At 67.1% G+C, this 25,905-nt stretch carries 24 protein-coding genes; 12 read left to right on the top strand and 12 right to left on the bottom strand.

Going from position 1 to position 25,905, the window contains the following annotated elements:
• Both HS053_RS02290 and HS053_RS02285 read right to left on the bottom strand, forming a co-directional pair.
• Positions 1-1,596, bottom strand: a complete 1,596-nt coding sequence (locus HS053_RS02290) for a D-alanyl-D-alanine carboxypeptidase family protein (RefSeq protein WP_241699719.1) — start codon at positions 1,594-1,596, stop codon at positions 1-3.
• A 151-nt stretch (positions 1,597-1,747) separates the two neighbouring features.
• Complete coding sequence (locus tag HS053_RS02285; RefSeq protein WP_174209558.1) at positions 1,748-2,455, bottom strand: HAD family hydrolase; 708 nt, start codon at positions 2,453-2,455, stop codon at positions 1,748-1,750.
• Positions 2,456-2,586: 131 nt separating this feature from the next.
• On the opposite strand from HS053_RS02285, the gene clpS reads away from it, so the two are divergent.
• The 3 genes from clpS to HS053_RS02270 are packed head-to-tail and all read left to right on the top strand — an operon-like array spanning position 2,587 to position 4,740.
• Positions 2,587-2,916 carry an ATP-dependent Clp protease adapter ClpS gene (clpS, locus tag HS053_RS02280; RefSeq protein ID WP_174209557.1) on the top strand — a complete coding sequence of 110 codons (330 nt, stop codon included), beginning with the start codon at positions 2,587-2,589 and terminating at the stop codon, positions 2,914-2,916.
• Positions 2,917-2,931: 15 nt separating this feature from the next.
• Positions 2,932-3,915, top strand: coding sequence for a class I SAM-dependent methyltransferase (locus HS053_RS02275; protein ID WP_174209556.1), 984 nt, complete (start codon positions 2,932-2,934; stop codon positions 3,913-3,915).
• A 15-nt stretch (positions 3,916-3,930) separates the two neighbouring features.
• Positions 3,931-4,740: an SDR family NAD(P)-dependent oxidoreductase gene (locus HS053_RS02270; protein WP_174209555.1), complete on the top strand. Its 810-nt coding sequence runs from the start codon at positions 3,931-3,933 to the stop codon at positions 4,738-4,740.
• A gap of 4 nt (positions 4,741-4,744) precedes the next feature.
• Here HS053_RS02270 and HS053_RS02265 read toward each other — a convergent pair whose 3' ends face one another.
• Entirely contained in the window at positions 4,745-5,143 is a 399-nt protein-coding gene (locus tag HS053_RS02265) for a hypothetical protein (RefSeq protein ID WP_174209554.1), read from the bottom strand.
• A 118-nt stretch (positions 5,144-5,261) separates the two neighbouring features.
• Between HS053_RS02265 and hemF the strand changes: the two genes are divergently transcribed.
• The 3 genes from hemF to HS053_RS02250 are packed head-to-tail and all read left to right on the top strand — an operon-like array spanning position 5,262 to position 7,094.
• Positions 5,262-6,125 carry an oxygen-dependent coproporphyrinogen oxidase gene (hemF, locus tag HS053_RS02260; protein WP_174209553.1) on the top strand — a complete coding sequence of 288 codons (864 nt, stop codon included), beginning with the start codon at positions 5,262-5,264 and terminating at the stop codon, positions 6,123-6,125.
• Positions 6,126-6,129: 4 nt separating this feature from the next.
• Positions 6,130-6,732, top strand: coding sequence for a LysE family translocator (locus HS053_RS02255; protein ID WP_174209552.1), 603 nt, complete (start codon positions 6,130-6,132; stop codon positions 6,730-6,732).
• A gap of 11 nt (positions 6,733-6,743) precedes the next feature.
• Positions 6,744-7,094, top strand: a complete 351-nt coding sequence (locus HS053_RS02250; RefSeq protein ID WP_174209551.1) for a hypothetical protein — start codon at positions 6,744-6,746, stop codon at positions 7,092-7,094.
• Positions 7,095-7,145: 51 nt separating this feature from the next.
• Here the strand turns inward: HS053_RS02250 and HS053_RS02245 are convergent, their stop codons facing one another.
• From HS053_RS02245 to HS053_RS02230, 4 genes are read right to left on the bottom strand one after another with little or no spacing between them, the layout of a single operon-like run.
• On the bottom strand, positions 7,146-8,594 hold the full coding sequence (locus HS053_RS02245) for a patatin-like phospholipase family protein (protein WP_174209550.1): 1,449 nt from the start codon (positions 8,592-8,594) through the stop codon (positions 7,146-7,148).
• A 21-nt stretch (positions 8,595-8,615) separates the two neighbouring features.
• Complete coding sequence (locus HS053_RS02240; RefSeq protein WP_174209549.1) at positions 8,616-9,971, bottom strand: sensor histidine kinase; 1,356 nt, start codon at positions 9,969-9,971, stop codon at positions 8,616-8,618.
• Positions 9,968-10,651, bottom strand: coding sequence for a response regulator transcription factor (locus HS053_RS02235; RefSeq protein WP_174209548.1), 684 nt, complete (start codon positions 10,649-10,651; stop codon positions 9,968-9,970). Before HS053_RS02235 ends, HS053_RS02240 begins: the two co-directional genes overlap by 4 nt.
• A gap of 24 nt (positions 10,652-10,675) precedes the next feature.
• Positions 10,676-12,016 carry a S1C family serine protease gene (locus HS053_RS02230; protein WP_174209547.1) on the bottom strand — a complete coding sequence of 447 codons (1,341 nt, stop codon included), beginning with the start codon at positions 12,014-12,016 and terminating at the stop codon, positions 10,676-10,678.
• Positions 12,017-12,175: 159 nt separating this feature from the next.
• On the opposite strand from HS053_RS02230, the gene HS053_RS02225 reads away from it, so the two are divergent.
• Positions 12,176-12,796 (top strand): hypothetical protein, encoded by a 621-nt coding sequence (locus tag HS053_RS02225; protein ID WP_174209546.1) that lies wholly within the window; start codon positions 12,176-12,178, stop codon positions 12,794-12,796.
• A gap of 10 nt (positions 12,797-12,806) precedes the next feature.
• Positions 12,807-14,885 carry a caspase family protein gene (locus tag HS053_RS02220; protein ID WP_174209545.1) on the top strand — a complete coding sequence of 693 codons (2,079 nt, stop codon included), beginning with the start codon at positions 12,807-12,809 and terminating at the stop codon, positions 14,883-14,885.
• Positions 14,886-14,981: 96 nt separating this feature from the next.
• Here the strand turns inward: HS053_RS02220 and iolG are convergent, their stop codons facing one another.
• The 3 genes from iolG to HS053_RS02205 all read right to left on the bottom strand — a co-directional run bounded on the left by iolG (position 14,982) and on the right by HS053_RS02205 (position 19,267).
• Entirely contained in the window at positions 14,982-15,983 is a 1,002-nt protein-coding gene (gene iolG / locus HS053_RS02215; RefSeq protein WP_174209544.1) for an inositol 2-dehydrogenase, read from the bottom strand.
• 93 nt (positions 15,984-16,076) lie between these two features.
• Positions 16,077-18,590 (bottom strand): ABC transporter permease, encoded by a 2,514-nt coding sequence (locus tag HS053_RS02210; RefSeq protein WP_174209543.1) that lies wholly within the window; start codon positions 18,588-18,590, stop codon positions 16,077-16,079.
• On the bottom strand, positions 18,587-19,267 hold the full coding sequence (locus HS053_RS02205) for an ABC transporter ATP-binding protein (protein ID WP_174209542.1): 681 nt from the start codon (positions 19,265-19,267) through the stop codon (positions 18,587-18,589). The genes HS053_RS02210 and HS053_RS02205 overlap by 4 nt, the downstream gene beginning before the upstream one ends.
• Between HS053_RS02205 and HS053_RS02200 the strand changes: the two genes are divergently transcribed.
• The 3 genes from HS053_RS02200 (at position 19,266) to HS053_RS02190 (ending at position 22,637) form a co-directional block, all read left to right on the top strand.
• Positions 19,266-19,958: an arylesterase gene (locus tag HS053_RS02200; RefSeq protein WP_241699718.1), complete on the top strand. Its 693-nt coding sequence runs from the start codon at positions 19,266-19,268 to the stop codon at positions 19,956-19,958. The two genes, HS053_RS02205 and HS053_RS02200, sit on opposite strands and share 2 nt — an antisense overlap.
• A 97-nt stretch (positions 19,959-20,055) precedes the next feature.
• Positions 20,056-21,468 carry an FAD-binding oxidoreductase gene (locus tag HS053_RS02195; RefSeq protein WP_174209541.1) on the top strand — a complete coding sequence of 471 codons (1,413 nt, stop codon included), beginning with the start codon at positions 20,056-20,058 and terminating at the stop codon, positions 21,466-21,468.
• On the top strand, positions 21,465-22,637 hold the full coding sequence (locus HS053_RS02190) for an MFS transporter (RefSeq protein ID WP_174209540.1): 1,173 nt from the start codon (positions 21,465-21,467) through the stop codon (positions 22,635-22,637). Before HS053_RS02195 ends, HS053_RS02190 begins: the two co-directional genes overlap by 4 nt.
• On the opposite strand, the gene hemC is transcribed toward HS053_RS02190, so the two are convergent.
• Positions 22,634-23,572 carry a hydroxymethylbilane synthase gene (hemC, locus tag HS053_RS02185; protein WP_174209539.1) on the bottom strand — a complete coding sequence of 313 codons (939 nt, stop codon included), beginning with the start codon at positions 23,570-23,572 and terminating at the stop codon, positions 22,634-22,636. The two genes, HS053_RS02190 and hemC, sit on opposite strands and share 4 nt — an antisense overlap.
• 187 nt (positions 23,573-23,759) lie before the next feature.
• Here hemC and hemE point away from each other — a divergent pair, with 187 nt between their 5' ends.
• The gene (hemE, locus tag HS053_RS02180) at positions 23,760-24,788 is read left to right on the top strand and encodes a uroporphyrinogen decarboxylase (RefSeq protein WP_174209538.1); all 1,029 of its coding nucleotides are present in this window, start codon (positions 23,760-23,762) and stop codon (positions 24,786-24,788) included.
• 4 nt (positions 24,789-24,792) lie between these two features.
• Here hemE and HS053_RS02175 read toward each other — a convergent pair whose 3' ends face one another.
• Positions 24,793-25,821: a trans-3-hydroxy-L-proline dehydratase gene (locus HS053_RS02175; protein WP_174209537.1), complete on the bottom strand. Its 1,029-nt coding sequence runs from the start codon at positions 25,819-25,821 to the stop codon at positions 24,793-24,795.
• Between the last annotated feature and the right edge of the window lie 84 nt (positions 25,822-25,905).

Genomic DNA, 25,905 nt, shown 5'->3' with positions numbered 1-25,905 from the left:
TTACGGCCCCATCGTGAAGCACTGCACGCCGCGCGCCTGCAACTGCGCACAGGCACGTTCCGCCTCGTCCTGACCAAGGCCAAGGAAGTTGGCGTCAAAACCACCGCCCTTCTGGGTGACCTTGCGCAGGCTTTGGCCCAGCGTGGCGCTTTCGGCCAGTTGGGTCTTCATCAGGGCGCGGTCCGCCTCGCCCCAGGTGTTGAAACGCCCCACGTTGATGCCCCAATGCCGCCCGCCCGAGGTGGAGACGCGGGTGATCACCTCGCCCGCGGGTTCGGCCATGGCGACGGCCTCTTCGACCGGCGCTTCGTCATAGATCGGCGCGCGGCGTTTCGGCGGGCGGGGCGCGGATTCAACCAGCGTGACCGGGCTTGCCACGGTTTTGGCGGTGATGGTCAGCGGCTCTGGCGCGGCGGCGGCACCGGCGGCAGACAGCGCCTCGACATCGGTCGGCATTTCGGCCAGTGCAAGTTGCTGCGCCTCAAGCGTGCCTTCGGGCGGCGGCGCGGCATTGGCTTCGGCCACAGCCCCCGCGATATCATCGGCAATCGAGGCCACGACCTGCCCGGCGGCGGCAACCGTTTCGGCATTCGGGCGGGCCAGCGGCCGGGGCGAATTTGCCACCGCCGTCACCAGCCGCAGCGTCTTGCCCGCGCCGCCTTCGACCTCGGGCAGGCCATCATCGGGCGCGGCCTCGGCCACCAGTTCGTTATCCGCAGGGGCCGCGATCACCGGCGGCACTTCCTGCACGTTGCGCTTGGCCTTGCGGAAGCCGAGATCCAGAAGATCGGCCATCTTGGCATTGCGGTTGTCGGTCGAGCTGCCGCCGAAAACGGTCGCAATGATGCGGACCCCGCCCCGTTCAGCCGAAGCCGTCAGGTTGAAGCCGGCCGCCACCGTATAGCCGGTCTTGATGCCGTCGGCGCCGTCGTATTTGTCCAGAAAGCGGCGGTTGGTGTTGTTCACCGTGGCCAGCCCCGCATCGGTCGAGCGGCGCGAGAAGATGTTGTAATACTGCGGAAAATCATAGAACAGATGCCGCCCCAGCACAGACATGTCGCGCGCTGTGGACAGATGCCCCGAGGCCGTCAGCCCGTTGGCATTCTTGAAGGTCGTGTTCTTCATGCCCAGCGCCTTGGCGGTGCGGGTCATGCGGTTGGCGAATTTTTCCTGATTACCGCCGATGAAATCGCCCAGCGCCGCCGCCGCGTCATTGGCCGATTTGACCGCCGCCGCCCGGATCAGATAGCGCACCTGAATCTTCTGCCCGGCCTTCAGTCCAAGGCGCGAAGGCGGCTGCGCCGCGGCATTCTTCGACACCGTGACCATGGTATCAAGCGAGAGATTGCCGCGCTCGATCTCTTCAAAGGTGATGTAAAGCGTCATCATCTTGGTCAGCGAGGCCGGGTGCAGCCGCGTATCGGCATTCTCGGCATAAAGCGTCTCGCCGGTGCGGGCATCCATGACATGGGCGGCATAGGGCGGGGCGGCGTTCGATTCGCGCGGACCACCACAGGCTGCGATCAGCGTGAGCGCCACGAGAAACAGGAAATTGCGAATGGATTGCCCCCGCAGGTGCGCCACTGTCCCAGTCATCTGCTCTGCCTCTTGCAGCTCCTCATTCAACGGGAGCCTTCTTTGCGAGAGGAATGCTAGCATGAAGGAAATTGTCGGAAAACCCCTTCCATTCAAAGGCTTTACGAATTTTCTTCACAGCGGGATTCCGGTGACATCCCCTGCCCGCCCCCTAGGTCTGGTGGGTGGCGGCGACCCGGCCCACAAGATCGGGCAATTGCGACAGGTCGGTCAGGTCGTGAAAGCGGCCATCGCCGCGTGGCGCATCGGCGGCTTCCAGCTCCCATGTCATTTCATGCGGCACATGCACGCCCCAGCCGCCCGCCGCCAGCATCGGCAGCACATCGGATTTGAGCGAGTTGCCCACCATCATCCCCTGATCGGCGCCGGTGCCGTGGCGGGCAAAGACCAGCTTGTAGATTTCCGGTGTCTTGTTCGAGACGATTTCCACCCCGTCGAACAGATCGCCAAGGCCCGATTGCGCCAGTTTTCGCTCTTGATCCAGAAGGTCGCCCTTGGTCACCAGAAGCACCCGGTATTCCGCCGCAAGGGTGGTCACGGCGGCGCGGGCATGGGGCAGAAGGTGGATCGGATGCTCCAGCATCTCGCGCCCCGCCGCCAGAATCTCGCCGATCACCCGGGCGGGCACCCGGCCTTCGGTCACCTCGACGGCGGTTTCGATCATCGACAGGGTGAAGCCTTTCACACCAAAACCGTAGTGGCCCAGATTGCGCCGCTCGGCCGCCAGAAGCCGGGCCTGCAAATGGTCCGGCGCAGCATGGTCGGCCAGCAGGGTGGTGAACCGCTCCTGCGTCAGGCGAAAGAAGCTCTCGTTCTGCCAAAGCGTATCGTCGGCATCGAATCCGATGGTGGTCAGCATGGATTCCTCCTTTGCGGGCAAGCTGTTCCGCCCGGGGCCTTTTCGCAAGCCGGAAATCCGCTATAGTGCGCGGCAACCCTGATGTTTCCGAATCCCCTTGCGAGGTTTCCTTGCCCCTGCGCGCACCCGTCATGTCTGACAAGTCCTCTGGCCCCAATGGCCCCGGCGACGACACCTCGCTGTTGACCAAGACCAAGACGCGCACCCAGCGCCCGCCGCTTTACAAGGTGATGCTGCTGAATGACGACTATACGCCGATGGAATTCGTGGTGCATGTGCTGGAACGGTTCTTTGGCCTGAACCACGCGCAAGCCTTTGAAATCATGCTGACGGTGCATAAGAAGGGGCTGGCGGTTGTCGGTGTCTTCAGCTTTGAGATCGCCGAAACCAAGGTGGCGCAGGTGATGGATTTCGCCCGCCGGCATCAGCATCCGCTGCAATGCACCATGGAAAAGGAATAGGCGCGGGGTCGGGCGATGCTGGCCGCGCGGCTTGAACTGGCGCTGAACGAGGGTGCCTTGGTGCTGCCGCCCGCGGGCGGCATTCTGGTGTTGCGCCCCCGCGCCGGTGACGATCTGTCGCCCCTGCCGCGCGACCGCGTGGTGGTGCGCACCGGCTTTCGCCCGGATTTTCACCACTTTCAGAAGGCAGGCTATGCGACCAGCGGCGACGGCCCCTTTGCCGCTGCCGTGGTCTGCCTGCCACGCGCCCGCGCCGCTGCCCTTGCCCTGCTGGCCGAAGGGCTGGCCGCCCTGCCCCCCGGCGCGCCCCTGCTCTTGGACGGGCAAAAGACCGACGGGATCGAGGCGATCATCAAAACCTGTCGCGCCGAAGGGCTGCTGATGGGTGAGGTTCTGTCCAAAGCCCATGGCAAGGCGGTGGTGTTGCGCGCTGCCCCGCCCCCGGCAGGCTGGGCCGCGCAGCCCCGGCAGGTCGAAGGCTTTACCACCGGCCCCTTCTGTTTTTCCGCCGATGGGCCGGATCGTGGCTCGGCCCTGCTGGCGGCGGCGCTTCCCGCCCGACTGCCCCCAAGGGTGGCCGATCTGGGCGCCGGCTGGGGTTGTCTGTCGCGTGCCATCCTCGCACGCGACGGCGTGGCCGAACTGGATCTGGTCGAGGCCGAGGCCGAGGCGCTGGCCTGTGCAAAGGTGAACCTGCCAGACCCGCGGGCGCGGTTCCATTGGGCCGATGTCCCCGCCTTCAAGCCCTCCAAACTCTGGGATGCGGTGGTGATGAACCCGCCGTTTCACACCGGCCGCGCGCCCGATCCTGCCTTGGGCGAGGCGTTCATCCGCGCCGCCCACCGTTACCTGACCCCCTCGGGCAGCCTCTGGCTGGTGGCCAACCGCCATCTGCCCTATGATCGCAGCCTCACCATCCTCTTCCGTCAGGTCGAGGAGATTGGCGGCGACGCCGCCTTCAGGCTGACCCGCGCTGCCCTGCCGATCCGGGCGCGCTGAAACCGGAGACCTCCGATGTCCTTTTCGATCACCGGCAAGACCGCCATTGTTACCGGCGCGGCCAACGGGATTGGCCTTGCCATCGCCCGCCATTTCCTTGACCGCGGTGCCCGCGTGATGTTCGCCGACATGGACGAAGGCAAGCTTGAGGCCGAAATCGGCGACGAGGCCCGCAGCGAAGGCGCCGTGCGGATGTTCGCAGGTGACCTGCGCGAAAAGCTGGCCATCACCAACCTGCTTTCCGCCACCATCGACGCCTTTGACCGGGTGGATATTCTGGTCAATGCCTCGCGCGTGATGAAACGCTCGGACCCGATGATGCTGGGCGCCGATTGCGTCGAGGATATGCTGCAACAGAACCTGATGACCGCGCTGCGCGTGTCGCAGATGACGGCCAAGCGCATGATCCAGCAGGCCGAACGCGACGAAGACACCACGGCCATGGCGGGCACCATCATCAACCTGTCGTCGATCACCTCGCAGCGCACGCTGTCCACGCTGATGGGCTATTCCATCTCTTGCGCCGCGGTCGAACAGATGACCCGTGCGCTGGCCCTGACACTGGCGCCGAAACGCATCCGGGTGAATGCGGTCTCGCTGGGGTCGGTGATGTCGGCCAGCCTGCAAAACCTCTTGCGCGAAGAACCCGGCTGGCGCCCCGCGATCGAGTCCGCGACGCCGCTGGGCCGCATCGCCCCGGCAACCGAAATCGTCGAGACGGTGCAATACCTTGCCTCTGACGCCGCTGCCTTCGTGACCGGGCAGGTTCTGGTGGTGGATGGCGGGCGCAGCCTGCTTGATGGCGTCTCTGCCCCGGCGCATTAGGGCGCTATTCGGGATATTCGGCCTTGCAGGCGGCGATTTGTGGCGCCGCTGCCTTGGCCTGTGCTGCCCGCTTGGCCTTCAGCCCGGCCAGCTTCTGCGCCTCGGCCCCCAGATCCAGCGCCACCGGCTTGCGGATGGTCTCGGGCACTTCGTCCAGACAAAGCTGCGGCTTGGCGGGCGGCTCGCCCTCGGCATGGGGCGGCGGCAGCGGGCCGCAGCGCACCCAGCGCGTCGTCCAGACCGTCACCTCCTGATAGCCATAGCCGCGGGCCAGATTGCCCTCGGCCTCGGCGATCAGCCGGTCCACCATCCGCATGTCACGGGTGGCCGCCGAAATGCACTGTTCCTGCGGCGTGCCACAGGCCGACAGCACCATGAGGGCGGGCAAGGCCAGACGTTTCATCGCAACCTCCTGAAAACACCCGCCCAGTATAGCCGCTCTGCCGTGCTATGCCATATCAGCCGCGTTGAGCCTGCCGGCCCCCGGTGCTAACGAAGGGCATCCAGAGGAGGCCCGCCCGATGTCCGACGATTTCACCGACCGCAAGGCCCGTGCCGCCCAATGGTTCCGCAGCCTGCGCGACCAGATTGTCGCCGCCTTTGAAGACCTTGAAACCCGCCATGCCGGCGCCCGCGCGCCCGGCCGGTTCGAGGTGACCCCCACCACCCGCACCGATGGCGGCGGCGGGTTGATGAGCGTGATGCGCGGCGGCACCGTCTTTGAAAAGGTCGGCGTCAACTGGTCCGAGGTCCACGGCACCCTTGGTGACAAGGCACAGCGCGCCATGGCCGCGCGCGGCGTGCCCGGCATGGACAAAGACCCGCGCTTCTGGGCCTCGGGCATCAGCCTTGTGGCCCATATGGTCAATCCGCATTGCCCCGCCGTCCACATGAACACGCGGATGTTCTGGACGCCGGGGGCCGCATGGTTCGGCGGCGGGGCCGATCTGAACCCCTGCATCGAATATCCCGCTGACACCACACATTTCCATGGCCGGATGCAAGCCGCCTGCGACGCCCATGACCCGGCCTATTACCCCCGCTTCAAGGCTTGGGCGGATGAATATTTCTTCGTCCCGCACCGGGGCCGGGCGCGGGGCGTCGGCGGCATCTTCTATGACGATCTGAACTCGGGCAGTTGGGAGGCCGATTTCGCCTTTACCCGCGCCGTGGGCGAGGCGTTCCTGCCCGCCTTCCTGCCGGTGACCGAGGCCCGCCTGCAAACCCCCTGGACCGAGGCCGACCGCGACACCCAGCTTGTCCATCGCGGGCTTTATGCCGAATACAACCTCGTCTATGACCGGGGCACGAAATTCGGGCTGGAAACCGGCCATGATGCCAATGCCGTGCTGATGAGCCTGCCGCCGCTTGCCAAATGGCATTGAGACGATGCAACTGCTGCCCTTTGCCGCCACCGCGCTGGTGATCGAGCTGACGCCCGGCCCCAACATGATCTGGCTCGCCCTTCTGGCGGCGACCGAGGGGCGGCGCACCGCTTTTGCCGCCGTTCTGGGTGTGGCGGCGGGGCTGGCGGCGATGGGCGGGCTTTTGTCGCTGGGCGTCGGCGCGCTGATCTCGGCGCATCCGCCGCTTCTGACGGCGCTGCGCTGGGCCGGGGTAGGGTTCCTGCTCTGGCTGGCCTGGGAAAGCTGGCGGGATGCCCGCGATCCGGCGCACCACCGCGCCGGCGGCGGCGAGACGATGGGACAGGCATTTTCCCGCGGCCTGCTCACCAATCTGCTGAACCCCAAGGCGGCGCTGTTCTTTCTGCTGATCCTGCCCGGTTTCCTGCCGCCCGGCGCCGGGCGCGGCGAAAGCGCCGCATTGGCAACGCTTTATGTCGCCATCGCCACGGCGGTCCATCTGGCCGTGGTCGCTGCCGCCGGAACCGCAGGGCGCCTTGCCGCCGATCCCGTCATCTCGGCCCGGCTGCACCGCGTCGGGGCGGCCACCCTTACCCTCATGGCCCTTTGGGTCGCGCTCGAAACCTGAACGGAGTTCCCATGGCCGACCTCACCCTGAAAGCCGCCTATGCCACCGTCACCGAAGACGACGGTTTCCGCTTTGTCGGTTTCGTCGAAGAGGATGACGAAGGTTATGCCCTGTTCCGCCAGCCGGTAGAGGGCGGTGCAGTCTGGTTTGAGGTGAACGACGAAGAATTCGGCGATGATGAGGCGCTGGCCGCCGTCAGCCTAACGCCGAAGGGGCTGGAAATCGCCCTCACCGCCGAAGCCGCGCCGCGCTTTGGCTGGGCCACCAGCGTCGCCATCCGCCTGCCCGCCCGCTGCGAGAACCGCGACGAAGCCCTCGCCGCTCTGACCGAGATGCTCGGCCCGATGCTGCAAACCGGCTGATCTTTCATTTGGCTCAACTATCCCAGGGCGCGGCCCCAAGCGCGCCCTGCCCTAATTGCTGACCGGCGCAATCCGCCGCCCGCCCGCTGCGATGCCCTTCTGAATGCGGGCGTCCACGTCATTGCCCTCCAGCGAGGCGAGAAAGCCGTTGAATTCGGGCGTGGCGCGGGTGGCCAGCCGCCCGGCCTCGATCACCAGATCGACTTCCTCGGTTTTCAGCTTCAGCCGGGTCGGCACCTTGTTCAGCTTCTTGCGCATGTCGGCAGGAACACCTTCGAAACTCGCCTGCCCGATGAACAGCTTCAGGTCGCTGCAATCCCAGCCGTCCAGCGTGCCGCGCAGCCGCCGCACCTCGCCCGGGGGCAGGGCGCAGCGCCATTCGATCAGCTCGGCCTCCCATTGCCGCAACTCACCGCGCATCGCGTCATAGCCCGACCTTGTGGCGGCAGACATCGAGGCCGTGGCGATCGACATGCCAAGGCCCACGCCCCCCGGGCCGGGGATTTTCTGGGTCCAGCCGTAATCCGCCTCAACCCCCGCGTTGGCGACCAGAAACAGCATCCGCTTCATCCGCACCGCCTCTTCCGGCGTCATCGGCGCATAGGGCGCCTGCGCGCGGGCACGCTCCACAGCAAGGCCGGTGGTGCCGAAGTTGTCGGTGATGCCGCCATCCAGCAGTTTGACGTATTTCACCTCTTCGGGATTGGCATAGCTTTCCAGCGCCCGGCCCTGCGCCTTCATCGCCGCCGTCGCCTCGGGGTTGTTGCGGGCCGCTGTCAGCCAGTCCGGCTCTTTATAGCCGCAGTCACCCTGATGCGCCTCAAGCACGACCGGGGTGAAGACCAGGGGGAAGGCCGCCGAAGCCGCCACCGCTTCCGAGATCGGCAGCTTTGACAGGTCGGAACACAGGGCATCAAAAGTTTCGGGCGAAAACAGGAAGGGCGTGTTGTTCGCCATGTCGGTGGCGTTGATCCATGTCTTGATCTTGGAACGCGCCCGCAGATCGCCAAAGGTGGCCCCCTTGAACAGCACCTCATCCAGATAGCGGGCAAAGGTCTTGCGTCCGTTGGCCCCGCCCGCCAGCCCCTTGACGATGGTCACCGGGTTGAACGGCGAATTGGCCATGTATTTCTCGGCATTCGTCACAAGATACCGCTCGCGGTAACCCGTCAGCCCCGCCGGGCCGTAAAGCCCGAACTGCGCCGCCGTGACGGACCCGCCCGACACACCCGAGACCAGCCGCACATCATCCAGAAGCCCGTTCGGCGTGCCTGTTACGGCACCTTGCGCCCGCAATTCCTCAAGCATCCCATAGGCAAAGGCCGAGGCCCGCATCCCGCCGCCCGAAAAGGCAAGACCGACATAAAGCTCTCCCTTGCCGATGCTTTCGGGGGTGACATCAACCAGCGCGGCATTCTCGCCCTGCAACGCCTGATTGATCGGCCGGTTCCATGCCGCGCAACCGGCCAGCAAGGCCAGACAAAACACCAGTTTTTTCATTGGAATCGGCCCACTCCCCCGTCAGGAGGCGAGTTTAGGCCAGCCGATATCCAGCACAAACCCCTTTTCCGCCGCAGGCATCTCAAGCTTGGCGCCATGGCGCGCGGCAATCGCGCGCACCAGCGCGAGGCCAAGCCCATGGCCCTTGATCCCCCGGTCCCGCTCGGCCCGGGTAAAGCGGTCAAACGCCTCTGCCCGCAGGTCTTCGGGCAGGCCGGGGCCGGTGTCGGCCACCTGCATCAGATGGCGGTCGGCGCCCTCGGTCAGGGTCAGGCGCAGGCTGTCGCCGGGGCCGCAATATTTGATGGCATTGTCGATCAGGTTCGACAGCATTTGCGCGATCAGGTTACGGTCGCCCAGCACCCGCAGCCCCGGCGCCACATCGGCCTGCACAAGCAGGCCCTTGTCCTCGGCCATGGGTTCGTAAAGCTCCCAGACCTCCTGCGCCACTTCCGACAGGTCCACCGGCACCAGACCGCCGCCCGAGCCCTGATCGGCCTCGGCCCGGGAGATATCCAGAAGCGAGTCAAAGACCCGGATCGATTGGCGGATTTCGCTGCGCAGGGCGTCCACCACCTCTTCCTGCCCCTCGATCCGGCCCAGCTTCTGCATCAGCCGGTTGAGGGGGGTGCGCAGTTCATGGGCGATCGTGTCCGAGAGGCGGTGCGTGGCGCGATTCAGGTTCTCGATCCGGTCCAGCATCCCGTGAACATGGGTTTCCAACAGGCCAAATTCGTCGCGGCTGCGCGGCCCGGGCAGGCGGGCCGACAGTTCGCCCCCCGCCACCCGGTCGGCCAGATCGTTCAGCCGCCCGATCCGCCGCATGACCGAACGCGCGGCCAGCCAGCCCACCCCGGCGCCCGCGAGCAACAGCGCCAGCCCCAACGCCGCCATGCCGCGCCGCAGGCTGGCCAGTGTGGCATCGACCGGCGCCAGCGAGCGCGCGACCAGCAGCGGGAACCCCCCCGGCAATTCCCGCGCGACGGCCAGCCAACGGGTGCCGCCTTGGGTAAACTCCTCAGCCGGATCAACGGTGAACCCCGCGCCCTGCGCCGTCAGCCCAGCAGGCCATTGCGCTTCGGTCCCCGCCAACACATTGCCCCGGCGGTCCAGCAGCAAAAGCATTTCCGCGCCCGAGGGCGCCGCCGCGCGATATTCGATCGCCTGCCGCAGCGCGATGATCCGGCGTTGTTCATAGAGCGCCGCATAGCCGCCCAGATCGGCGGTCAGCGTCGCCCGCGCCGCCTCGGTCATCCGGGTTTCCACCAGCCGGTATTGCAGCGCCATCGCCATCAGCGACAGCGCCGCCACCGCCGCCGCCATCAAGAGCGCCAGCCGCAGCGTGGCCCTTGCAGCAAGAGGGCGGTTTTCGCTCATCCCGCCTTCAGCGGTGCAAAGACATAGCCCTCGCCCCGGGCGGTCTGGATCGCGGCAGAACCCGCCTCTTCCAGCTTGCGGCGCAAGCGGCCGACATGCACGTCCACCACATTGGTGCCGGGATCAAAATGCAGCTTCCAGACGTTTTCCAGAAGCTGCATCCGCGTCACCACCTGCCCGGCATTGCGGGCGAAATAGGTGATCAGTTCAAACTCTTTCGGACTGACGGCGACATGGGCGCGGCGGACATGCACCGTGCGCGCCTTCAGCCGAATTTCCAGATCGCCAAAGGCCAGAAGGTCATTGTCTAGCACCTCAATCGTGCCGCGCCGCAACAGGGCGCGCAGGCGGGCGCGCAGTTCTTCCGGCTCGAAGGGCTTGGGCAGATAATCATCCGCGCCCTTCTCCAGCCCCTCCACCCGCTGCGCCGCCCGGCCCAGCGCCGACAGCACAAGGATCATCGCCCGGCTGCCCCCGGCGCGGATGCGCGCCATCGCCTCGACCCCATCGCCCCCCGGCAACATGCGGTCCAGCACGATCACCCGGAAATCCTGGGATGAGGCGGCAACGCCTTCGTCCAGCGTCGCCAGCCAGACCGGCTCGCAGCCCAGCGCACGCACTTCCTGCGCGACGGCCTCGGCGGTTTCCGGGTCATCCTCGACAATCAGGATGCGGTCCATGGTGAACTCCCTTTGCGCCGATTTTCAGAACACGACCACATCCGGGTCAAGCACATTCGCGCCGCCAATGGCGCGCAGGCCGGTGCCCTGCCCGTAGGGGTCCAAGAGAACATGGCGGGTTCCGGCGGAATTTTCCAGCAGGAACAAGGCGGCAGCGTCCAGCGTGACTGCGGCAAGATCGCCCGGTTCCACCGGCTGGCCATTCACCGCAAGAATGCGGTCACCCGCCGCCAGCCCGGCGAAATTGGCGGGCGAATTGACCGTGACATCGGTGATCACCCCCGCAGCGTCCAGCGTCAGCCCCAGCGCGGCCAACGTGTAAGAGGTGACCTTCTGCGGCACCCCGCCTGACACCTCGCGCAGGGTCGGCGCCGCCTCTTCCACCTCCAGAGACAGCGGCAGCAGCAGCATCCGCCCCGTCCGCATCACCGCAAGATCGGCCTGCCCCGCCGGTTGCGCCGCCTCCAGCGCAAAGGGCAAGTCGCCCGCATGGTCCAGCGCCCGTCCGCCCACGGCCAGCAGGATATCCCCTGCCATCAGGCCCGCGCGCTCGGCCAGTCCGCCCGCCTCGACCTCATCCACCAGAAGGCCGGTCGGGGCCACGCCCAGCACCTCGGCCAGTTGCCGGTCCACCGGACGGGCGCGCAGGCCCAGCGCGGGCACCGGGGCCAAGGTTTCCGCAATCAGCCCGTCCACGATCCGCGCCAGTTCGGCGGCGGGAATGGCATAGGCGATGCCCACGAACATCCGGCTGCCGTCGGCGATCTGGCTGTTCATCCCCACCAGCGCGCCCGTGTCGTCCACCAGCGGCCCGCCCGACGACCCCGGGTTCACCGCCGCATCATGTTGCAGCATCAGAACCGGCGCCGCCGGATCGACCTGACGGTTTAGGGCGGAGATCATGCCCTCGGTCACCGAAAATTCGATGCCAAGCGGGGCCCCCAGAGCCCAGACCTCCGCCCCGAGCCCAAGCTTTGCGGTCGAGGGGGTCAACCCGCTCCGCCCCGGCTCAACCTGCAGCACCGCCACGTCGCGCACAGGGTCGCGCGCCAGAACGGTTGCAATCTCTTCATGGCCCGCCGCATCGCGCAGACGCACTTCGGCGGCCTCCTTCACCACATGGGCATTGGTCACCGCCACCTCGCCCGCCGCCCCCCAGAGGAAGGCCGAACCAAGGAAGGTGTCGGCATCATCCGCCGAATGCACGGTGAAAACCGTGGCCATCGCCGCCTCAAGCGGCACTTCCGCGGCGCGGCCCTGCGTGGTGGCGAGCGCGGTAACCAGCACGAAAGCCCCCGCCAGAATCTCGGCCAGCCAGCGGCGGGCGCGCGGTTGCAGGCTGGGGTGAATGCGGCGGATCGTCATGCTGTGAAACCTCGTTTCGTTCGGTGAGGCCAAGCTAGCAAGCGGGTTCCTGACAGGCCCGTGACAAAAGCCGTCATGGAAAAATCACTTGTTTACAGGGGCCGGGCGGGGCCGCATCTATGGTGCATGACCTGTCCATTGCCTTTCGGGGACCACACCATGAAACCCTTTCTTGCCGCCGCCTTCGCCGCCGCCCTTGCCTTTCCTGCCGGGGCGGAACCCCTGTCTCCGGTCAAGACGGCACAGCTTTCCGCCGCGCTTTATGCAACCGGGGTCGAGATGGGCGATCCCCTGCTGATCCTTTCCGCCGCCAAGCTGCGCAAGACGCTGAACCCCGCCAAAGGCAGCCTTCTGGCCGAAGGAGCGACGCCCGTGGACGATGCCCCCTTGGGTTGGGAAGAGATGCTGGCCAGCGCCGAAACTCTGGCCGAGGGCGATGACACCCTTCTGGGCCTGATCGACGATGTGCGCGCCGAAAGCAGCAAGGGCGTCTCCTCGGGTCCGGTCTACAACATCGGCGCCTTGGGCAATGGCGGCAATGACACCTATCCGGTTGTCGAGTTCGTCGGCGGCGAATATGCCGAAGTCTATGTCGAGGCGAAGGATGCCACCGACCTGAACCTGACCGTCTATGATGCACAGGGGCGGCTGGTTTGCTCCGACACCGACAAGAGCCATATCGCCTATTGCGGCTGGCGTCCCGACCAGACCGGCGGCTTTGTGATGAAGGTGGAAAACAACGGTCCACAGGGCGCCAATTACGCGCTGATGACGAACTGAGGGGGATGCCATGCTGCGCCGTCTGCTTCTGACCTCGGCCCTGACGCTCATGGCGCTTCCGGCGCTGGCGCGTGAGAATTACGCGCTTTTGATCGGGGCCAGCACCTATCCCGGGCTGGACGAGAAATACTGGCTGAAAGGCCCGGCCAACGATGTGAAGCTGGTGCAGACTTGGCTGACCACCGAGGCGCCGGTGCCCTTTGCCCCCGGCAATGTCGCCGTGCTGGCCGATGGGGTCGAAGGCGCGCAGGCGCCCACACTGGCCGCGATCCGCGAACAGATGGCGGCGCTGGCCGACAAGGTGCAGCCCGGCGATTTCGTCTATCTGCATTTCTCCGGCCATGGCACCCAGGCCCCCGCCGCCGACCCCGAGAGCGAGCTGGACGGGCTGGATGAATTGTTCCTGCCCACCGACATCGGCCCCTGGTCGAATGAGGTCAGCGCCGTGGAAAACGGCCTTGTCGATGACGAGATCGGCCAGATGATCGACGCGCTGCGCGGCAAGGGCGCCAATGTCTGGGCGGTGTTCGACAGTTGTCATTCCGGCACCGTGACGCGCGGCGCCCCCGATGGTGACGAAGAGGTGCGCACCCGGCAGCTCCCGCCCGAGGCGCTGGGTCTTTCCGCCGATGCGATGGAGGTGACGACCCGCAGTCTGGAAGACCCGCGCGCCCAGCCCGAAGCGCCGGTCGATGCCCTGAACGATGCCGATGGCACTGGCAGTTTCGTCGCCTTCTACGCCGCCCAGACCAATGAGGTGACCCCGGAAAAGAATCTGCCCAAGGGCAAGCCGGGCCGCATTCCGCAAGGCGTCTTCACCTATACCCTGTTCGAGGTGCTGGCCGAATATCCGCAGGCCACCTATGGCCAGATCGGGCAAGAGGTGCTGCGCAAATATGCCACCAAATCGCTCGCCCGCTCGACCCCGATGTTCGAAGGCGACCTCGATCAGGTGGCCTTTGCCGGAACCAAGGGCGCCCGCGTGGCGCAATGGGCCGCCACCCGCAGCGACGACAGTTTCACCATCCCGGCAGGCAGCCTGCACGGGCTGGCCCCGGGCGATGTGCTGGCGGTGATGGCCAGTGCCGCGGATGCGACCGAGGCGGCGCTGGGCTATGTCGCGCTGGAGACGGTAGACACCTTCACCGCCACCGCCAAACCCGTTGTGCAAGATGGCAAGAGCCTGCCCGGCGAACTCCCCAAGGGGCTAATGTTGCGCAAGATCGGCACCGACCTCGACTTCAGCCTGACCGTGGCCCTGCCCGAAGCGGGTTCCGCCCCCGCCGATGCGCTGGCCGCCGCTATGCAGGCCCTGACGGAGGCCGCCGGTCCCCGCATTTCCTTTGTCCCCGCCGGGGCGCCCGAGGCTGACCTGCGGCTTGCCGTGCTGCCGGGCAGCCCCCGCCCCGATGCGATCTGGGTGCTGCCCGAAACCGGGCTGGCCGAAGACCTGGCCACCACGCCTTCGGTGTCAACCGCCGACAAGGATGCCGCAACGCTGGGCGCCACGCTGGCCGATACGCTGGGCGCCATGGCCAAGGCGATGAACCTGATGAAGATGGCGGGCGCGGTGGGCGCCGATGGCTTGGACGTGTCGGTCGAGATGCTGACCGGGCCGGACAAGAACAACCTCGCGCCGATGCCCGCCTCGGGTGTGCCGCGGCTGATCCCCGAAGATCAGGTGCATGTGCTGGCACAGAACCACATGGACATTCCGGTGGATGTGAACGTCCTCTATATCGGCGCCGACTGGTCGATCAGCCACTGGTTCTCGGGCCGCCTGCAACCGGGCGACACGCTGAAAAAGGGCCTGTTCAAGATCAGCGATGCCGTGCTGGGACAAGAGCGGATGGTGGTGGTGATGACCCCCGCCGCGCCGCAATCGCCGGTCGAAGACCTGAGTTTTCTGGCGCAGGACAGCCTCGACATGACGCGCGAAGTGCCCAAGGGGGGCCTGCGCTCGGCCCTGACCGAGGCGGGTTTCGGCCAGACCACCCGCGCTGCCATGGCGCTGGATGAGGGCGAAGGCGACAGCGGACCCGGCCCGGCGATCCTGCAACTGGAACTGCGGACGGTGCCCGCCCCCTGAGAGCGGCCCCATCCTCTCTCCACAAATATCCTGCGGGGAGGTCCGGAGGGGTGCAAAACCCCTCCGGGGTCAGCCAGAGGCGAAACCTCTGGCCGCTCAGAGTATTTCCGACAGCTTCACCACACGGCCCTCGGCCACCGATTTCAGCGCCGCCTCGGCCAGCGCCAGCGCCGCCAGCCCGTCTTCGCCCGAAGGTGCCGCGGCGGTCTTGCCGTTCAGCGCCGCGATGAAGCTGGCGATTTCGGCGGCATAGGCTTCGGTATAGCGGGTCATGAAGAAGTCATGCAGCGGCGGGCGGGTATAGCCTGCGGCATTGGCCACCTCGATCGACACCGGGCGCTGGTTTTCCGCCGAAACAGCACCCAGCGACCCATGCACCTCGATCCGCTGGTCATAGCCATAGGTCGCGCGGCGCGAGTTCGAGATGACTGCCTGCTTGCCGCTGGCGGTTTTCAGCAGCACCTGCACCGAATCGAAATCGCCCGCCGTGCCGATGGCCGGGTCCACCAGAACCGCCGCCGTTGCCACCACTTCGGCAATCTCTTCACCCAGCAAAAACCGCGCCATGTCGAAATCATGGATCGTCATGTCGCGGAAAATCCCGCCCGAGCGGCCGATATATTCCACCGGCGGCGCGCCCGGATCGCGTGAGGTGATCACGGCCATTTCCACGGCCCCGATGCTGCCCTTGTCGATCTCGGCCCGCACGGCGCGGAAATGCGGGTCGAACCGGCGGTTGAAGCCGACCATCAGCACGCCCTTATGCGCCCGCACCACCGCAAGGCATTGCTTCACCCGGTCCAGCGACAGATCGATGGGCTTTTCGCAGAACACCGCCTTGCCGGCCTTCACGAAACGCTCGATCAGGTCGGCGTGGGTGTCGGTCGGGGTGCAGATCACCACGGCGTCAATATCCGAAGCCGCCTCGATCGCCTCGATCGTGCGCACGTCGCAGCCATATTGCGCGGCAATCGCCTGCGCCGCCGCCGGGAAGGCATCGGCCACCGCCACCAGCTTTGCATTGGCGTCGCCCGTCACCGCCTTGGCGTGAACCTTGCCGATGCGCCCCGCGCCCAAAAGTCCGAACCGAACCGTCATTGCATCCTCCATGCCAAGGCGCGCGCCGGGGCGCGGGCCAGTTTCGGAACGTATATTCCACTCATGGAACTTTTCAACCGAAAAATTCCACAATCAATCCTGCGCCCGCAGCACCCGGGCCGGACGCACCCCCAAAGGCCGCAGCACGAAGGCAAGGCTGGCCAGCAGCACCGCCCCCACGCCCCCCGCCACGATCATCAGGGCCGAGCCCGCGTCAAAGGCATAATCCACCTCCATCACGAAATGCATCACCGCCCAGCCCGCCATGCCCCCGGCAAAGACCGCAACGCCCCCCGCCGCCGCCCCGGTCAGCGCGGCCCGCAGGGCAAAGCTGGCCAGAATGCGCCCGCGTGAGGCGCCCAGCACCTTCAGCACCGCCGCTTCATAAACCCGCGCCCCCTCCCCCGCCGCCGCAGCCCCAATCAGCACGACAAAGCCGGTGACCAGCGTGGCCATTGCGGCAATCGTGGTGGCCTGCGCGATGGCCGTCAGCGCCTCGGCCACCCGGGCGATGGCCGCCTTCAGGCCAATTGCGGTCACATTGGGAAAGGCCGTCGCCACCTCACGCAGCAGCGCCGCCTCGGCTTCCGGCTCGGCATAGACGGTGGCGATATGGCTGTGCGGCGCCCCGGCCAGCGCGCCCGCGTTCATCGACATCACGAACCCCATTCCGGCATTCGAGAAATCCACCACCCGGAACGAAGTCACCTCGGCCTCAATCTCGCGGCCCAGCACATTGACAGTAATGCGGTCGCCCAGCTTCAGCCCGATCTCCGCCGCCTCGGTGGCGGCAAAGCTGATCTGCGGCGGGCCGCTGTATCCCTCGGGCCACCATGTGCCTTCGGTGATGGTAGTGCCCGCAGGCATGGCGTCGGCATAGGTCAGGCCCCGGTCGCCGCGCACCACCCAATGATCGCCCGCCACCTCGCGCGCATCGCGGCCGTTGATCCTGGTCACCACGCCACGCAGCATCGGCGCGCTTTCCAGCTTGGACACCGCCGGATTGCCGGTGACCATGGCCTTGAACGGTTCGATCTGATCCGGCTGGATATCGACAAAGAAGAACGAGGGCGCCCGTGTCGGCAGATCGCGCTGGATCGCGGCGCGCAGGTTGGCGTCAATCTGCCCCACCGCCGCCAGCACCGTCAGCCCAAGGCCCAGCCCCAGCACCACCTGCACCGTCCCGGCCCTTGGGCTGCCGACCGAAGACAGCGCCAGCCGCAGCGCGACCCGGCCCTGCATCGCCCGCAGCCGCGCCGCACGCCGCGCACACCAGCCAAGGCCCAGCGCCGCCAGCCCCAGCACCACCAGCGCCGCCAGCACCCCGCCCGCGACCGAGACCGTCATGATCCACGCACCCGAGGCCCATGCCGCCCCGCCCACCAGCGCCGCCGCCAGCAGCGCCAGCGTCACCAGATGCCGCGCCGCAGGCCAGCCGCCCGTGAGCCCGCCGCGATACAGCGCCGCCGCCCGCACCCGCTCGGCCCGGGCCAGCGGCCAGAGTGCAAAGAGAAAGGCCGAAGTCAGGCCATAGAACCCGGCCTCAATCACCGGGCGGGGATAGAGGGCAAGCTCCACCGGAAAAGGCAGCGCCGCCGTAAGCGGGCCTTTCAGCGCAAGGGGCAGCCCGACGCCCAGAGCCAGCCCCGCCACCACACCCAGAACCGCCAGCACCGCCACCTGTAATAAGGCGGCGCGGAACACCAGCCGCCCGTCGGCGCCCAACGTCCGCAACGTGGCGATGGTGGAAATCCGCCCCTCCAGCCAGGCCCGCACCGCCGAAGCCACCCCCACGCCGCCCACCGCCATCCCCGCCAATCCGACGAGGATCAGGAAAGCGCCGATCCGGTCCACGAACCGCTCCACCCCCGGGGCGGGGCGGCGGCTGTCGGACCAGCGCATTCCGGCATCGCGGAACCGCGTCTCGGCCTCGGCCTGCAAGGGGGTCAGGTCGGCGCCTTCCGGCAGATCCAGACGGTAAGCCGTATCATAAAGCGTGCCGGGTGCAATCAGCCCCGACTGTGCCAGATCGACCGTCCGCACCAGCGTTCGCGGCGCAAGGGCAAAGCCGCCCGTGGCGCTGTCAGGCTCACGCCGCAAAAGGCCCGACAGCCGGAACTCTTGCAGACCCAGCTTGAAACGGTCACCCACCGCCAGCCCGATCTGGTCGGCCAGCACCGGGTCCATCACCGCGCCGGGCAGGCCACCCGACCCGGCCAGCGCCTGCGCCAGCGTGCCCGCCTGCAATTCCACTTGCCCCAGCAGCGGATAGGCGCCATCCACCGCCTTCACCTGCGTCAGAACCCGCGCCTCACCCGCGACGGCCATCGAGCGGAACTCGACCACTTCCGACATACGCTCGGAAATGCCCTCCAGCCAGTCGCGTTCCTGATCTGTGGCAAAGCGGTAGGTGAACTGCGCCTCGCCATCGCCGCCCAGCAACACCGCGCCCTGCTCGGTCATCCCGGCTTCGATGGCCGAGCGCACCATGCCCACCCCGGCAATCGCAGCAACGCCCAGCGCCAGACAGGCCAGAAAGATGCGAAACCCCGCGATGCCGCCGCGCAATTCGCGCCGGGCAATGCGGGCGGCCAGCCGCAGACTCATGCCGCATCCCCCGCGATGCGGCCATCGACCAGCCGCACCACCCGGTCACAGCGCGCCGCAAGCTCCGGCGCATGGGTCACCATCACCAAGGTCGCGCCATGCCGATCGCGCAGGCCAAAGATCAGATCCATGATGGCAGCACCATTGACCGAATCAAGATTGCCGGTCGGCTCATCTGCCAGAAGGATCGCCGGGCGCGGCGCGGCGGCACGGGCGAGCGCCACGCGCTGCTGCTCACCGCCCGAAAGCTGTGCCGGATAATGGCCGGTCCGCCCGCCAAGCCCCACCGCCGCCAACTCGTCCCGCGCCCGGTCAAAGGCACCCGCCACCCCGGCAATCTCCATCGGCAAGGCCACATTCTCCAGCGCGGTCATGGTCGGGATCAGGTGAAAGCTCTGGAACACCACGCCCATGCGGCCGCGGCGGAATCGCGCCAGACCATCCTCGTCCATCGCGCCCAGATCCTGCCCCAAGGCCAGAACCTGCCCCGAACTCGCCCGCTCCAGCCCGCCCATCAGCATCAGAAGCGAGGATTTGCCGGAACCAGAAGGGCCGATCAGCCCCACCGTCTCGCCGGGGGTGACAGTCAGCGAAATCGCCTTAAGTATCTCGACAGGCCCGGCATTCCCGCTCAGGGTCAGACCGACATTCTCCAGCCGCAGGACGGGCTCGCCCATGATCCACCTCATTCATCCACCCTTCAGATATGCGGTGCTGCGCGGGCTTCGCAATGTCACGATGGCGTGGGGTCTGATGTTTTCTGCGGTTGCAGCCGAACCGCTGACCATTGTGGCACTGGGCGACAGCCTGACGGCGGGCTACGGGCTTGACCCCGCGCAGGGCTTTGTGCCGCAGTTGCAGGATTGGCTGGTGGCGCAGGGGCAGGATGTGACGGTGGTCAATGCGGGCGTGTCGGGCGACACCACCGCAGGCGGCTTGTCGCGGCTGGAGTGGAGCCTTGCCCCCGGCACCGATGCGCTGATCGTGACGCTGGGCGGCAATGACATGCTGCGCGGCCTGCCGCCCGAGGAAAGCCGCGCCAATCTGGACGGCATCCTGAAAGGCGCACAGGCCAAAGGGCTGCCGGTGCTGCTGGTGGCGATGCAGGCGCCGGGCAATTATGGCCCCGATTATAAGACCGCCTTTGACGCGATATATCCCGAACTGGCAGCGCAATACGGCGCGCTGCTCGCGCCGGGGTTCTTCGCGCCGCTTCTGGACGGCGGCGCGGACCCGGCGGCGGTGCAGGGCCTCATGCAGGCCGACGGCATCCACCCCAATGCCGAAGGGGTGAAACGCATCGTTGCCGGGCTGGGTCCGCTGGTGATTGACCTTATCGCCGAAGCCGGGCGCAGCCAAAATCCTTGACCAGGGATTTTGCAAATTTCTTGCAAGAAATTTGGCACCCGGACCTCTGGCGTTTTCGCCTTTGCCCGGCCATTCTGCCGCCAAAGCGAGGAACCCCATGTCCCTGATCACCGATCTTGCCGCAGCCCTTGGCGCGGCCCATGTCCTGACGGGGGACGACCTCGCCCGCTACCGCGCCGAATGGTCGGGTCACTATGAGCCTAACCCCGCCGCCGTCGCCCGTCCCGGCTCCACCGCCGAAGTGGTCGAGGTGCTGCGCATCGCCGCGCGGCACGGCGTGCCGGTGGTGCCCGTCGCGGGCCTGACCGGCCTTGTCGGCGGCGCGATGACGACGGGCGGCCTCATGCTCTCGGTCGAGCGGCTGAACCGCATCCGCGACATCCGGGCCGAGACGCGGATTGCCGTGGTCGAGGCCGGGGTGGTGCTGTCGCGGCTGCATGATGCGGCGGCGGAACAGGGCCTTTATTTTCCGCTCTGGTTTGGTGCGCGGGGGTCTGCGATGATCGGCGGGGTCTTGTCCACCAATGCAGGCGGCTCGAACGTGCTGCGCTATGGGTCCACCCGGGCGCTTTGTCTGGGGCTTGAGGTGGTTCTGGCCGATGGCCGGGTACTGAACCTGATGTCGGAACTGCACAAGGACAATTCCGGCTATGATCTGAAGCAGTTGTTCATCGGGGCCGAGGGCACCCTGGGCGTGATCACCGCCGCGGTGATGAAGCTGGTTCCGGCGCCGCGCGCCTATGCCACGGCCACCCTTGCTGCGCGCAGCCTGCCCGATGCGCTGGCCCTGCTGAACCGCCTGCGTGAGGCGACGGGCGGGCTGGTGGAAGCCTTTGAATACATGCCCGCGACCTATATGCAGCGCCTGTCCGAGGCGCGGCCAGATGTGGCACTGCCCTTTGGCGGCACAAGGTATGAGACGAATATCCTTGTGGAAATCGCCGCCACCGCCCCGCGCGACTGCACGGCGGGCGACGACGGGTCCATCCCCCTGACCGCGCTCTTGGAAGACACCCTTGCCGGGCTGATCGAAGAGGGCGCCGTGCTGGACGCCGAGATTGCCCAGACCGAGGCGCAGCGGTTGGCCATGTGGCAGCGGCGCGAGCTGGCCGCCGAAATTACCATTGCCCGCCAGCCCACCATCGACACCGACATCGCCTTGCCGCTGCATCTGGTGCCCGCCTTCTTTGCCGGGATCGAGGCGCGGCTGCCCGCGCTGGACCCCGGCTGCGACACGCTTTCGGTGGCGCATCTGGGCGATGGCAACATCCATTACACCGTCTTTCCCAGCCGCGACGACCCCGCGCTTTACGATGCCGTGGTCGAGGGGGTCGAGGATGTGGTGCAGGAACTGGGCGGTTCCTTCTCGGCCGAACATGGCGTCGGCCTGTCCAAGCGCACCACCATGGCGCGGCGCAAAGACCCGGTGGCGCTGTCGGTGATGCGGGCGATCAAGGCGGCGCTGGACCCGGCCAATCTGATGAACCCCGGCAAGGTGATCCCCGATTGACACCGCTTGCCGCCGTTTTCGGCCAGCCGGTTCTGCGGATGCTGGCATTGCTGTTGCTGCTGCTTGGTGGCTTCAATGCCGCCGTCTACCCCTATCAGTCGCTGATCGCCATTGAGCGGGTGGGCCTGTCGCCCACTGCCTTTGCCGCCCTGCTGGCGCTGGCTTCGGCGGTGGCGGTGCTGACGGCGGTCGGCTTCGGCATCTGGGGCGACCACAGCGGACGGCGGCGGCAACTGGCGCTGATCGCCGCCTGTTGTGCGGCAACGGGGGTGGGGCTGATGTGGCTCGTCCCCGGGCCGTTGACACTGATGCTGGCCCATGGGCTGCTGATCCCGCTCGGCTCGTCGCTGTTCGGGCAGGGCTTCACACTGGCGGGGCAGGAAATGGCCGCCGACCCCGACCTGCGCGACCGGGTGCAGCCGGTGATCCGGGCGGCAATGTCGCTGGCCTTCCTTGGGCTGCTGGTGGGCTTCACCTTTGCCTTTGCCGCCGGGCTGGACGTGATGTCGGTCTACGGCGTCGCCTGCGCCATGGGGCTTGGCCTTGTGGCGCTCGTGCTGCTGTCCTGGCCTGCCGACCGGCCGCGGACGGCCATCGCGCCGCAGGGCGCGGCACTGGCGGCCATCGCGCGGCCCGCCATCCTGCTGCGGCTTCTCCTCCTTGGAGCGATCAATGCCGCGGGGGTGCTGTATATGGTGCTGGTCTCGCTGGTGTTTGATGCCACGCCGGGGCGCGGGCCGGGGGATGTAGCGCTCTATGTCGGGCTGGTCGCCGGGTGGGAGGTGCCCTTCATGCTGCTCTTGCCGCGGATCGCCGGGCGGATGGACCGCATCACCCAGATCGGCCTTGGCACCGCCATCTATTGCGCCCATCTGGTCCTGATGCCGCTTCTGGCGGGATCGGGCCTGATCTGGGTGCTGCCGCTCTTGGCGGGCTTTGGCGGGGCGGCGGTCCTGACCCTGCCCATCGCCTATTATCAGGATCTGATGCAGGGGCGGCCCGGTGCCGCTTCGGCGCTGATCGCGCTGCAAAAGCTGGTGAGCGACATTCTGGCCGCCGTGATCTTTGCCATCGGCATGGCACTGGGCGGTGCGCTTCTGACGGCCATTCTGGGCACGGCTGCGGCCCTTCTGGGCGCGGTTGGCCTCTGGCGGGCCGACCGGCGTTAAGCGAAAAAGCCGGGGCCGGCCCGGCCCAGCAACTCATCGGCCAGCGCGGTGCCCAGTGCCGCACCCTCCGTCGCCGCGCCGCGCATCTCGCCCGAGACCACCCGCGCTCCATCGGGGCGCAGAATCTCGCCGCGCAGCCACAAGGCATCGCCCTCCAGCACCGCCAGACCGGCAATCGGCGTTTCGCACGATCCGTCCAGCCGCAACAGGAACGCCCGTTCCGCCGCCAGCCGCAGCCCGGTTTCCCGGTCATGGATCGCGGCCAGAAGGTCCGCGACGGCGGCATCCCCCTGCCGCCGCTCGACCCCGATGGCGCCCTGCGCCACGGCGGGCAGCATCTCATCCACCGCAATGGCCGAGCGGGCGGCATCGGCCATGCCCAGCCGGTTCAAGCCCGCCATGGCAAGGAAGGTCGCCACCGCCACCCCATCGGCCAGCTTCTTCATCCGGGTCTGCACATTGCCGCGAAACTCGACCAATTGCAGATCGGGCCGCCGGTGTGCCAGTTGCGCCCGCCGCCGCAGGCTGCTCGACCCCACCACCGCGCCCTGCGGCAGATCGGCCAGCGCCGCCACATGCGGCGAGACGAAGGCATCGCGCACATCCTCGCGCGGCAGATAGCAGTCGAGCAGCAGCCCCGCCGGTTGCAGCGTGGGCATGTCCTTCATCGAATGCACCGCGATGTCGATGCCGCCCGCCAGCAACGCCTCTTCGATCTCGCGCGTGAACAGGCCCTTGCCGCCGATCTCTTTCAGCGCCTTGTCCTGAATCTGGTCGCCGGTGACCTTGATCACCACGATTTCAAACGCAGCCTGTGGCAGACCAAAGGCCGCCGCCAGCCGGTCGCGGGTTTCATGCGCCTGCGCCAGCGCCAGCGGGCTGCCGCGGGTACCGATTTTCAGGGGTCGGTCGGGGGAAGGGAGTGCCTGTGCCATGTGCCAGCCTTATCCGCAGCCGCGCCCGCGTTCAACCATCCGCCCGCCATCGGTGCGTGCAAGCACGCACCCAACGGCAAGTCCTGTGCCCCGCTGTGGCATTGCGGCGCGTCAGGAAATCGCATCCGCCCCTTGCATTTCGCCGCGCGCCGGGCCACCCCCAACAGGACCAGACCGGAGCCGTGCCATGACCAAGCTGATCCTTCGCGCCCTTGCCGGGGAAACCCTGCCCACGCCGCCGATCTGGATGATGCGTCAGGCCGGCCGCTATCTGCCGGAATACCGCGCCACCCGGGCGCAGGCCGGGGATTTCCTGTCGCTCTGCTACAACCCCGAATTGGCGGCCGAGGTCACCTTGCAGCCGATCCGCCGCTATGGCTTTGACGCGGCGATCCTCTTTGCCGATATTCTGCTGCTGCCGCAGGCGCTTGGCCCCAAACTGTGGTTCGAGACCGGCGAAGGCCCGCGAATGGAAACCACCACCACCGCCGCACAGGTCGCGGCGCTGCGCCCGACCGAAGCGATTCACGACACCCTCGCGCCGATCTATGAAACCGTCCGCATCCTTGCGCGGGAATTGCCGAAGGAAACCACGCTGATCGGTTTTGCCGGGGCGCCCTGGACCGTGGCCACCTATATGATCGCCGGGCGCGGGTCCAAGGATCAGGGCGCGGCCCATGCGCTCAAGGCCGCTGACCGCGCCACCTTTGCCGCGCTGATTAACCGCATCACCGAGGCGACTGTGGAATATCTCTCCGCCCAGATCGTGGCCGGGGCCGAGGTGGTGAAGCTGTTCGACTCGTGGGCAGGCAGCCTGAAAGGCGCCGATTTCGCCGATTTCGCGGTGAAACCCACCGCCCGGATCATCGCTGCGCTGAAAGCCCGGCACCCCGGCATTCCGGTGATCGCCTTCCCGCGTGAGGCGGGCAACGGCTATATCGGCTTCGCCGCCGCCACCGGCGCCGATTGCGTGGCCATCGACAATTCGGTTTCGCCGGAATGGGCAGCGGCGAACGTGCAGAAGGACGGCTGCGTGCAGGGTAACCTTGCACCGCATCACATGGTGACAGGCGGCCCCGACCTCATCCGCGAAACCCGCCGCGTGGTCGATGCCTTCCGCCACGGCCCCCATATCTTCAACCTCGGCCACGGCATCACCCCCGACGCCGACCCGGCCAACGTGCAACTGATGATTGATACGGTGCGGGGCGGCTGACGCCTCAGCGCGCGCCCCAGGTATCGCTCAACCGATAGCCGCCCGGCCAGGGGTCGGCGGGGTCAAGCATGTGCTGGTGAATGCCGGTGATCCAGCCGCGGCCGCTGATCTCGGGCTGAATGGCGGCGATGCCGCCGACGGTCGTCGTCCCGAGGATACGCCCCGAGAAGGTCGAGCCGATCAGGGATTCGGTCGTCAAACAGTCCTCAAGCCCCATTTGCCCCCGCGCGTGCAGCACCGCCATCCGTGCCGACAGCGCGGTGCCGGTGGGCGAACGGTCGATCTTGCCCGGCTGGATCACAACCGCCGAACGGGCCTGCAGCTCGGCGCCCGCGCGCGTCAGCGGCCCGGCAAAGAGACAGAACGAGAAATGGCGCCAGTCGGGATTGGTCGGATGCACGAAGCCAAGGCTTTCCGTCGCGGCGCGGGTAATCCGGGCGCCCAGCTTTGCCAGATCATGCGCCTCGTCCGGCACCAAAGAAAACCCCAGCGCCTGCGCGTCCACCATCACGAAACTGTCGCCGCCAAAGGCGGTATCGACCGTCAGGCTGCCCAGCCCCTCAACCTCAAGCGGGACCGAAAGCTTCTGCGCAAAGCTGGGAAGGTTCTGCACGAAAATCCGTTCCGCCTTGCCGTTCCGGCATTCCGCCCGCACCTTGACCAGCCCGCCCGGCGCCTCCAGCACGAATTCGGTGACGGGTTCGGTCATCGGCAGGATGCCCCCGTCCAGCAGCACCGTCGAAACGCAGATCGAGTTCGAGCCGGACATCGGCGGCGTGTCCTCGGGCTCCATGATGATGAAGGCGGCCTGCGCCTCGGGGTGCCTGGGCGGCACCAGCAGGTTGACATGGCGAAAGACCCCGCCGCGCGGCTCGTTCAGGACAAAGTTCCGCAGGGTCTGGTCGTGGGCGATGAAGCGGCTTTGCTCCCAGACGGTTGCGCCCGGCGGCGGCGCGACACCGCCCACGATCACGTCGCCGACCTCACCCTCGGCATGGGCGGAAATCACATGGATGGTCTTGATGCTGCGCATGATGTCCCGACTCTGTGGTGAACGGGATCAGCCTAGGCTGCGGTCCGCACCGTTCCAAGCGCCGTATAGGTCAATGATCTTGAC

It is taken from the genome of Tabrizicola fusiformis (genome assembly GCF_013328815.1).
In the GTDB taxonomy this organism is placed as follows: Bacteria; Pseudomonadota; Alphaproteobacteria; order Rhodobacterales; family Rhodobacteraceae; genus Fuscibacter.
The sequence above is the reverse complement of the archived record's forward strand: the minus strand, read 5'-3'. Positions and strand labels throughout refer to the sequence as shown.

What these genes read in the sequence shown, in the direction of transcription:
- HS053_RS02290 (WP_241699719.1), bottom strand. Translation starts at nt 1,596, where the DNA reads ATGACTGGGACAGTGGCGCACCTGCGGGGGCAATCCATTCGCAATTTC.
- HS053_RS02285 (WP_174209558.1), bottom strand. Translation starts at nt 2,455, where the DNA reads ATGCTGACCACCATCGGATTCGATGCCGACGATACGCTTTGGCAGAAC.
- clpS (WP_174209557.1), top strand. Translation starts at nt 2,587, where the DNA reads ATGTCTGACAAGTCCTCTGGCCCCAATGGCCCCGGCGACGACACCTCG.
- HS053_RS02275 (WP_174209556.1), top strand. Translation starts at nt 2,932, where the DNA reads ATGCTGGCCGCGCGGCTTGAACTGGCGCTGAACGAGGGTGCCTTGGTG.
- HS053_RS02270 (WP_174209555.1), top strand. Translation starts at nt 3,931, where the DNA reads ATGTCCTTTTCGATCACCGGCAAGACCGCCATTGTTACCGGCGCGGCC.
- HS053_RS02265 (WP_174209554.1), bottom strand. Translation starts at nt 5,143, where the DNA reads ATGAAACGTCTGGCCTTGCCCGCCCTCATGGTGCTGTCGGCCTGTGGC.
- hemF (WP_174209553.1), top strand. Translation starts at nt 5,262, where the DNA reads ATGTCCGACGATTTCACCGACCGCAAGGCCCGTGCCGCCCAATGGTTC.
- HS053_RS02255 (WP_174209552.1), top strand. Translation starts at nt 6,130, where the DNA reads ATGCAACTGCTGCCCTTTGCCGCCACCGCGCTGGTGATCGAGCTGACG.
- HS053_RS02250 (WP_174209551.1), top strand. Translation starts at nt 6,744, where the DNA reads ATGGCCGACCTCACCCTGAAAGCCGCCTATGCCACCGTCACCGAAGAC.
- HS053_RS02245 (WP_174209550.1), bottom strand. Translation starts at nt 8,594, where the DNA reads ATGAAAAAACTGGTGTTTTGTCTGGCCTTGCTGGCCGGTTGCGCGGCA.
- HS053_RS02240 (WP_174209549.1), bottom strand. Translation starts at nt 9,971, where the DNA reads ATGAGCGAAAACCGCCCTCTTGCTGCAAGGGCCACGCTGCGGCTGGCG.
- HS053_RS02235 (WP_174209548.1), bottom strand. Translation starts at nt 10,651, where the DNA reads ATGGACCGCATCCTGATTGTCGAGGATGACCCGGAAACCGCCGAGGCC.
- HS053_RS02230 (WP_174209547.1), bottom strand. Translation starts at nt 12,016, where the DNA reads ATGACGATCCGCCGCATTCACCCCAGCCTGCAACCGCGCGCCCGCCGC.
- HS053_RS02225 (WP_174209546.1), top strand. Translation starts at nt 12,176, where the DNA reads ATGAAACCCTTTCTTGCCGCCGCCTTCGCCGCCGCCCTTGCCTTTCCT.
- HS053_RS02220 (WP_174209545.1), top strand. Translation starts at nt 12,807, where the DNA reads ATGCTGCGCCGTCTGCTTCTGACCTCGGCCCTGACGCTCATGGCGCTT.
- iolG (WP_174209544.1), bottom strand. Translation starts at nt 15,983, where the DNA reads ATGACGGTTCGGTTCGGACTTTTGGGCGCGGGGCGCATCGGCAAGGTT.
- HS053_RS02210 (WP_174209543.1), bottom strand. Translation starts at nt 18,590, where the DNA reads ATGAGTCTGCGGCTGGCCGCCCGCATTGCCCGGCGCGAATTGCGCGGC.
- HS053_RS02200 (WP_241699718.1), top strand. Translation starts at nt 19,266, where the DNA reads ATGATCCACCTCATTCATCCACCCTTCAGATATGCGGTGCTGCGCGGG.
- HS053_RS02205 (WP_174209542.1), bottom strand. Translation starts at nt 19,267, where the DNA reads ATGGGCGAGCCCGTCCTGCGGCTGGAGAATGTCGGTCTGACCCTGAGC.
- HS053_RS02195 (WP_174209541.1), top strand. Translation starts at nt 20,056, where the DNA reads ATGTCCCTGATCACCGATCTTGCCGCAGCCCTTGGCGCGGCCCATGTC.
- hemC (WP_174209539.1), bottom strand. Translation starts at nt 23,572, where the DNA reads ATGGCACAGGCACTCCCTTCCCCCGACCGACCCCTGAAAATCGGTACC.
- hemE (WP_174209538.1), top strand. Translation starts at nt 23,760, where the DNA reads ATGACCAAGCTGATCCTTCGCGCCCTTGCCGGGGAAACCCTGCCCACG.
- HS053_RS02175 (WP_174209537.1), bottom strand. Translation starts at nt 25,821, where the DNA reads ATGCGCAGCATCAAGACCATCCATGTGATTTCCGCCCATGCCGAGGGT.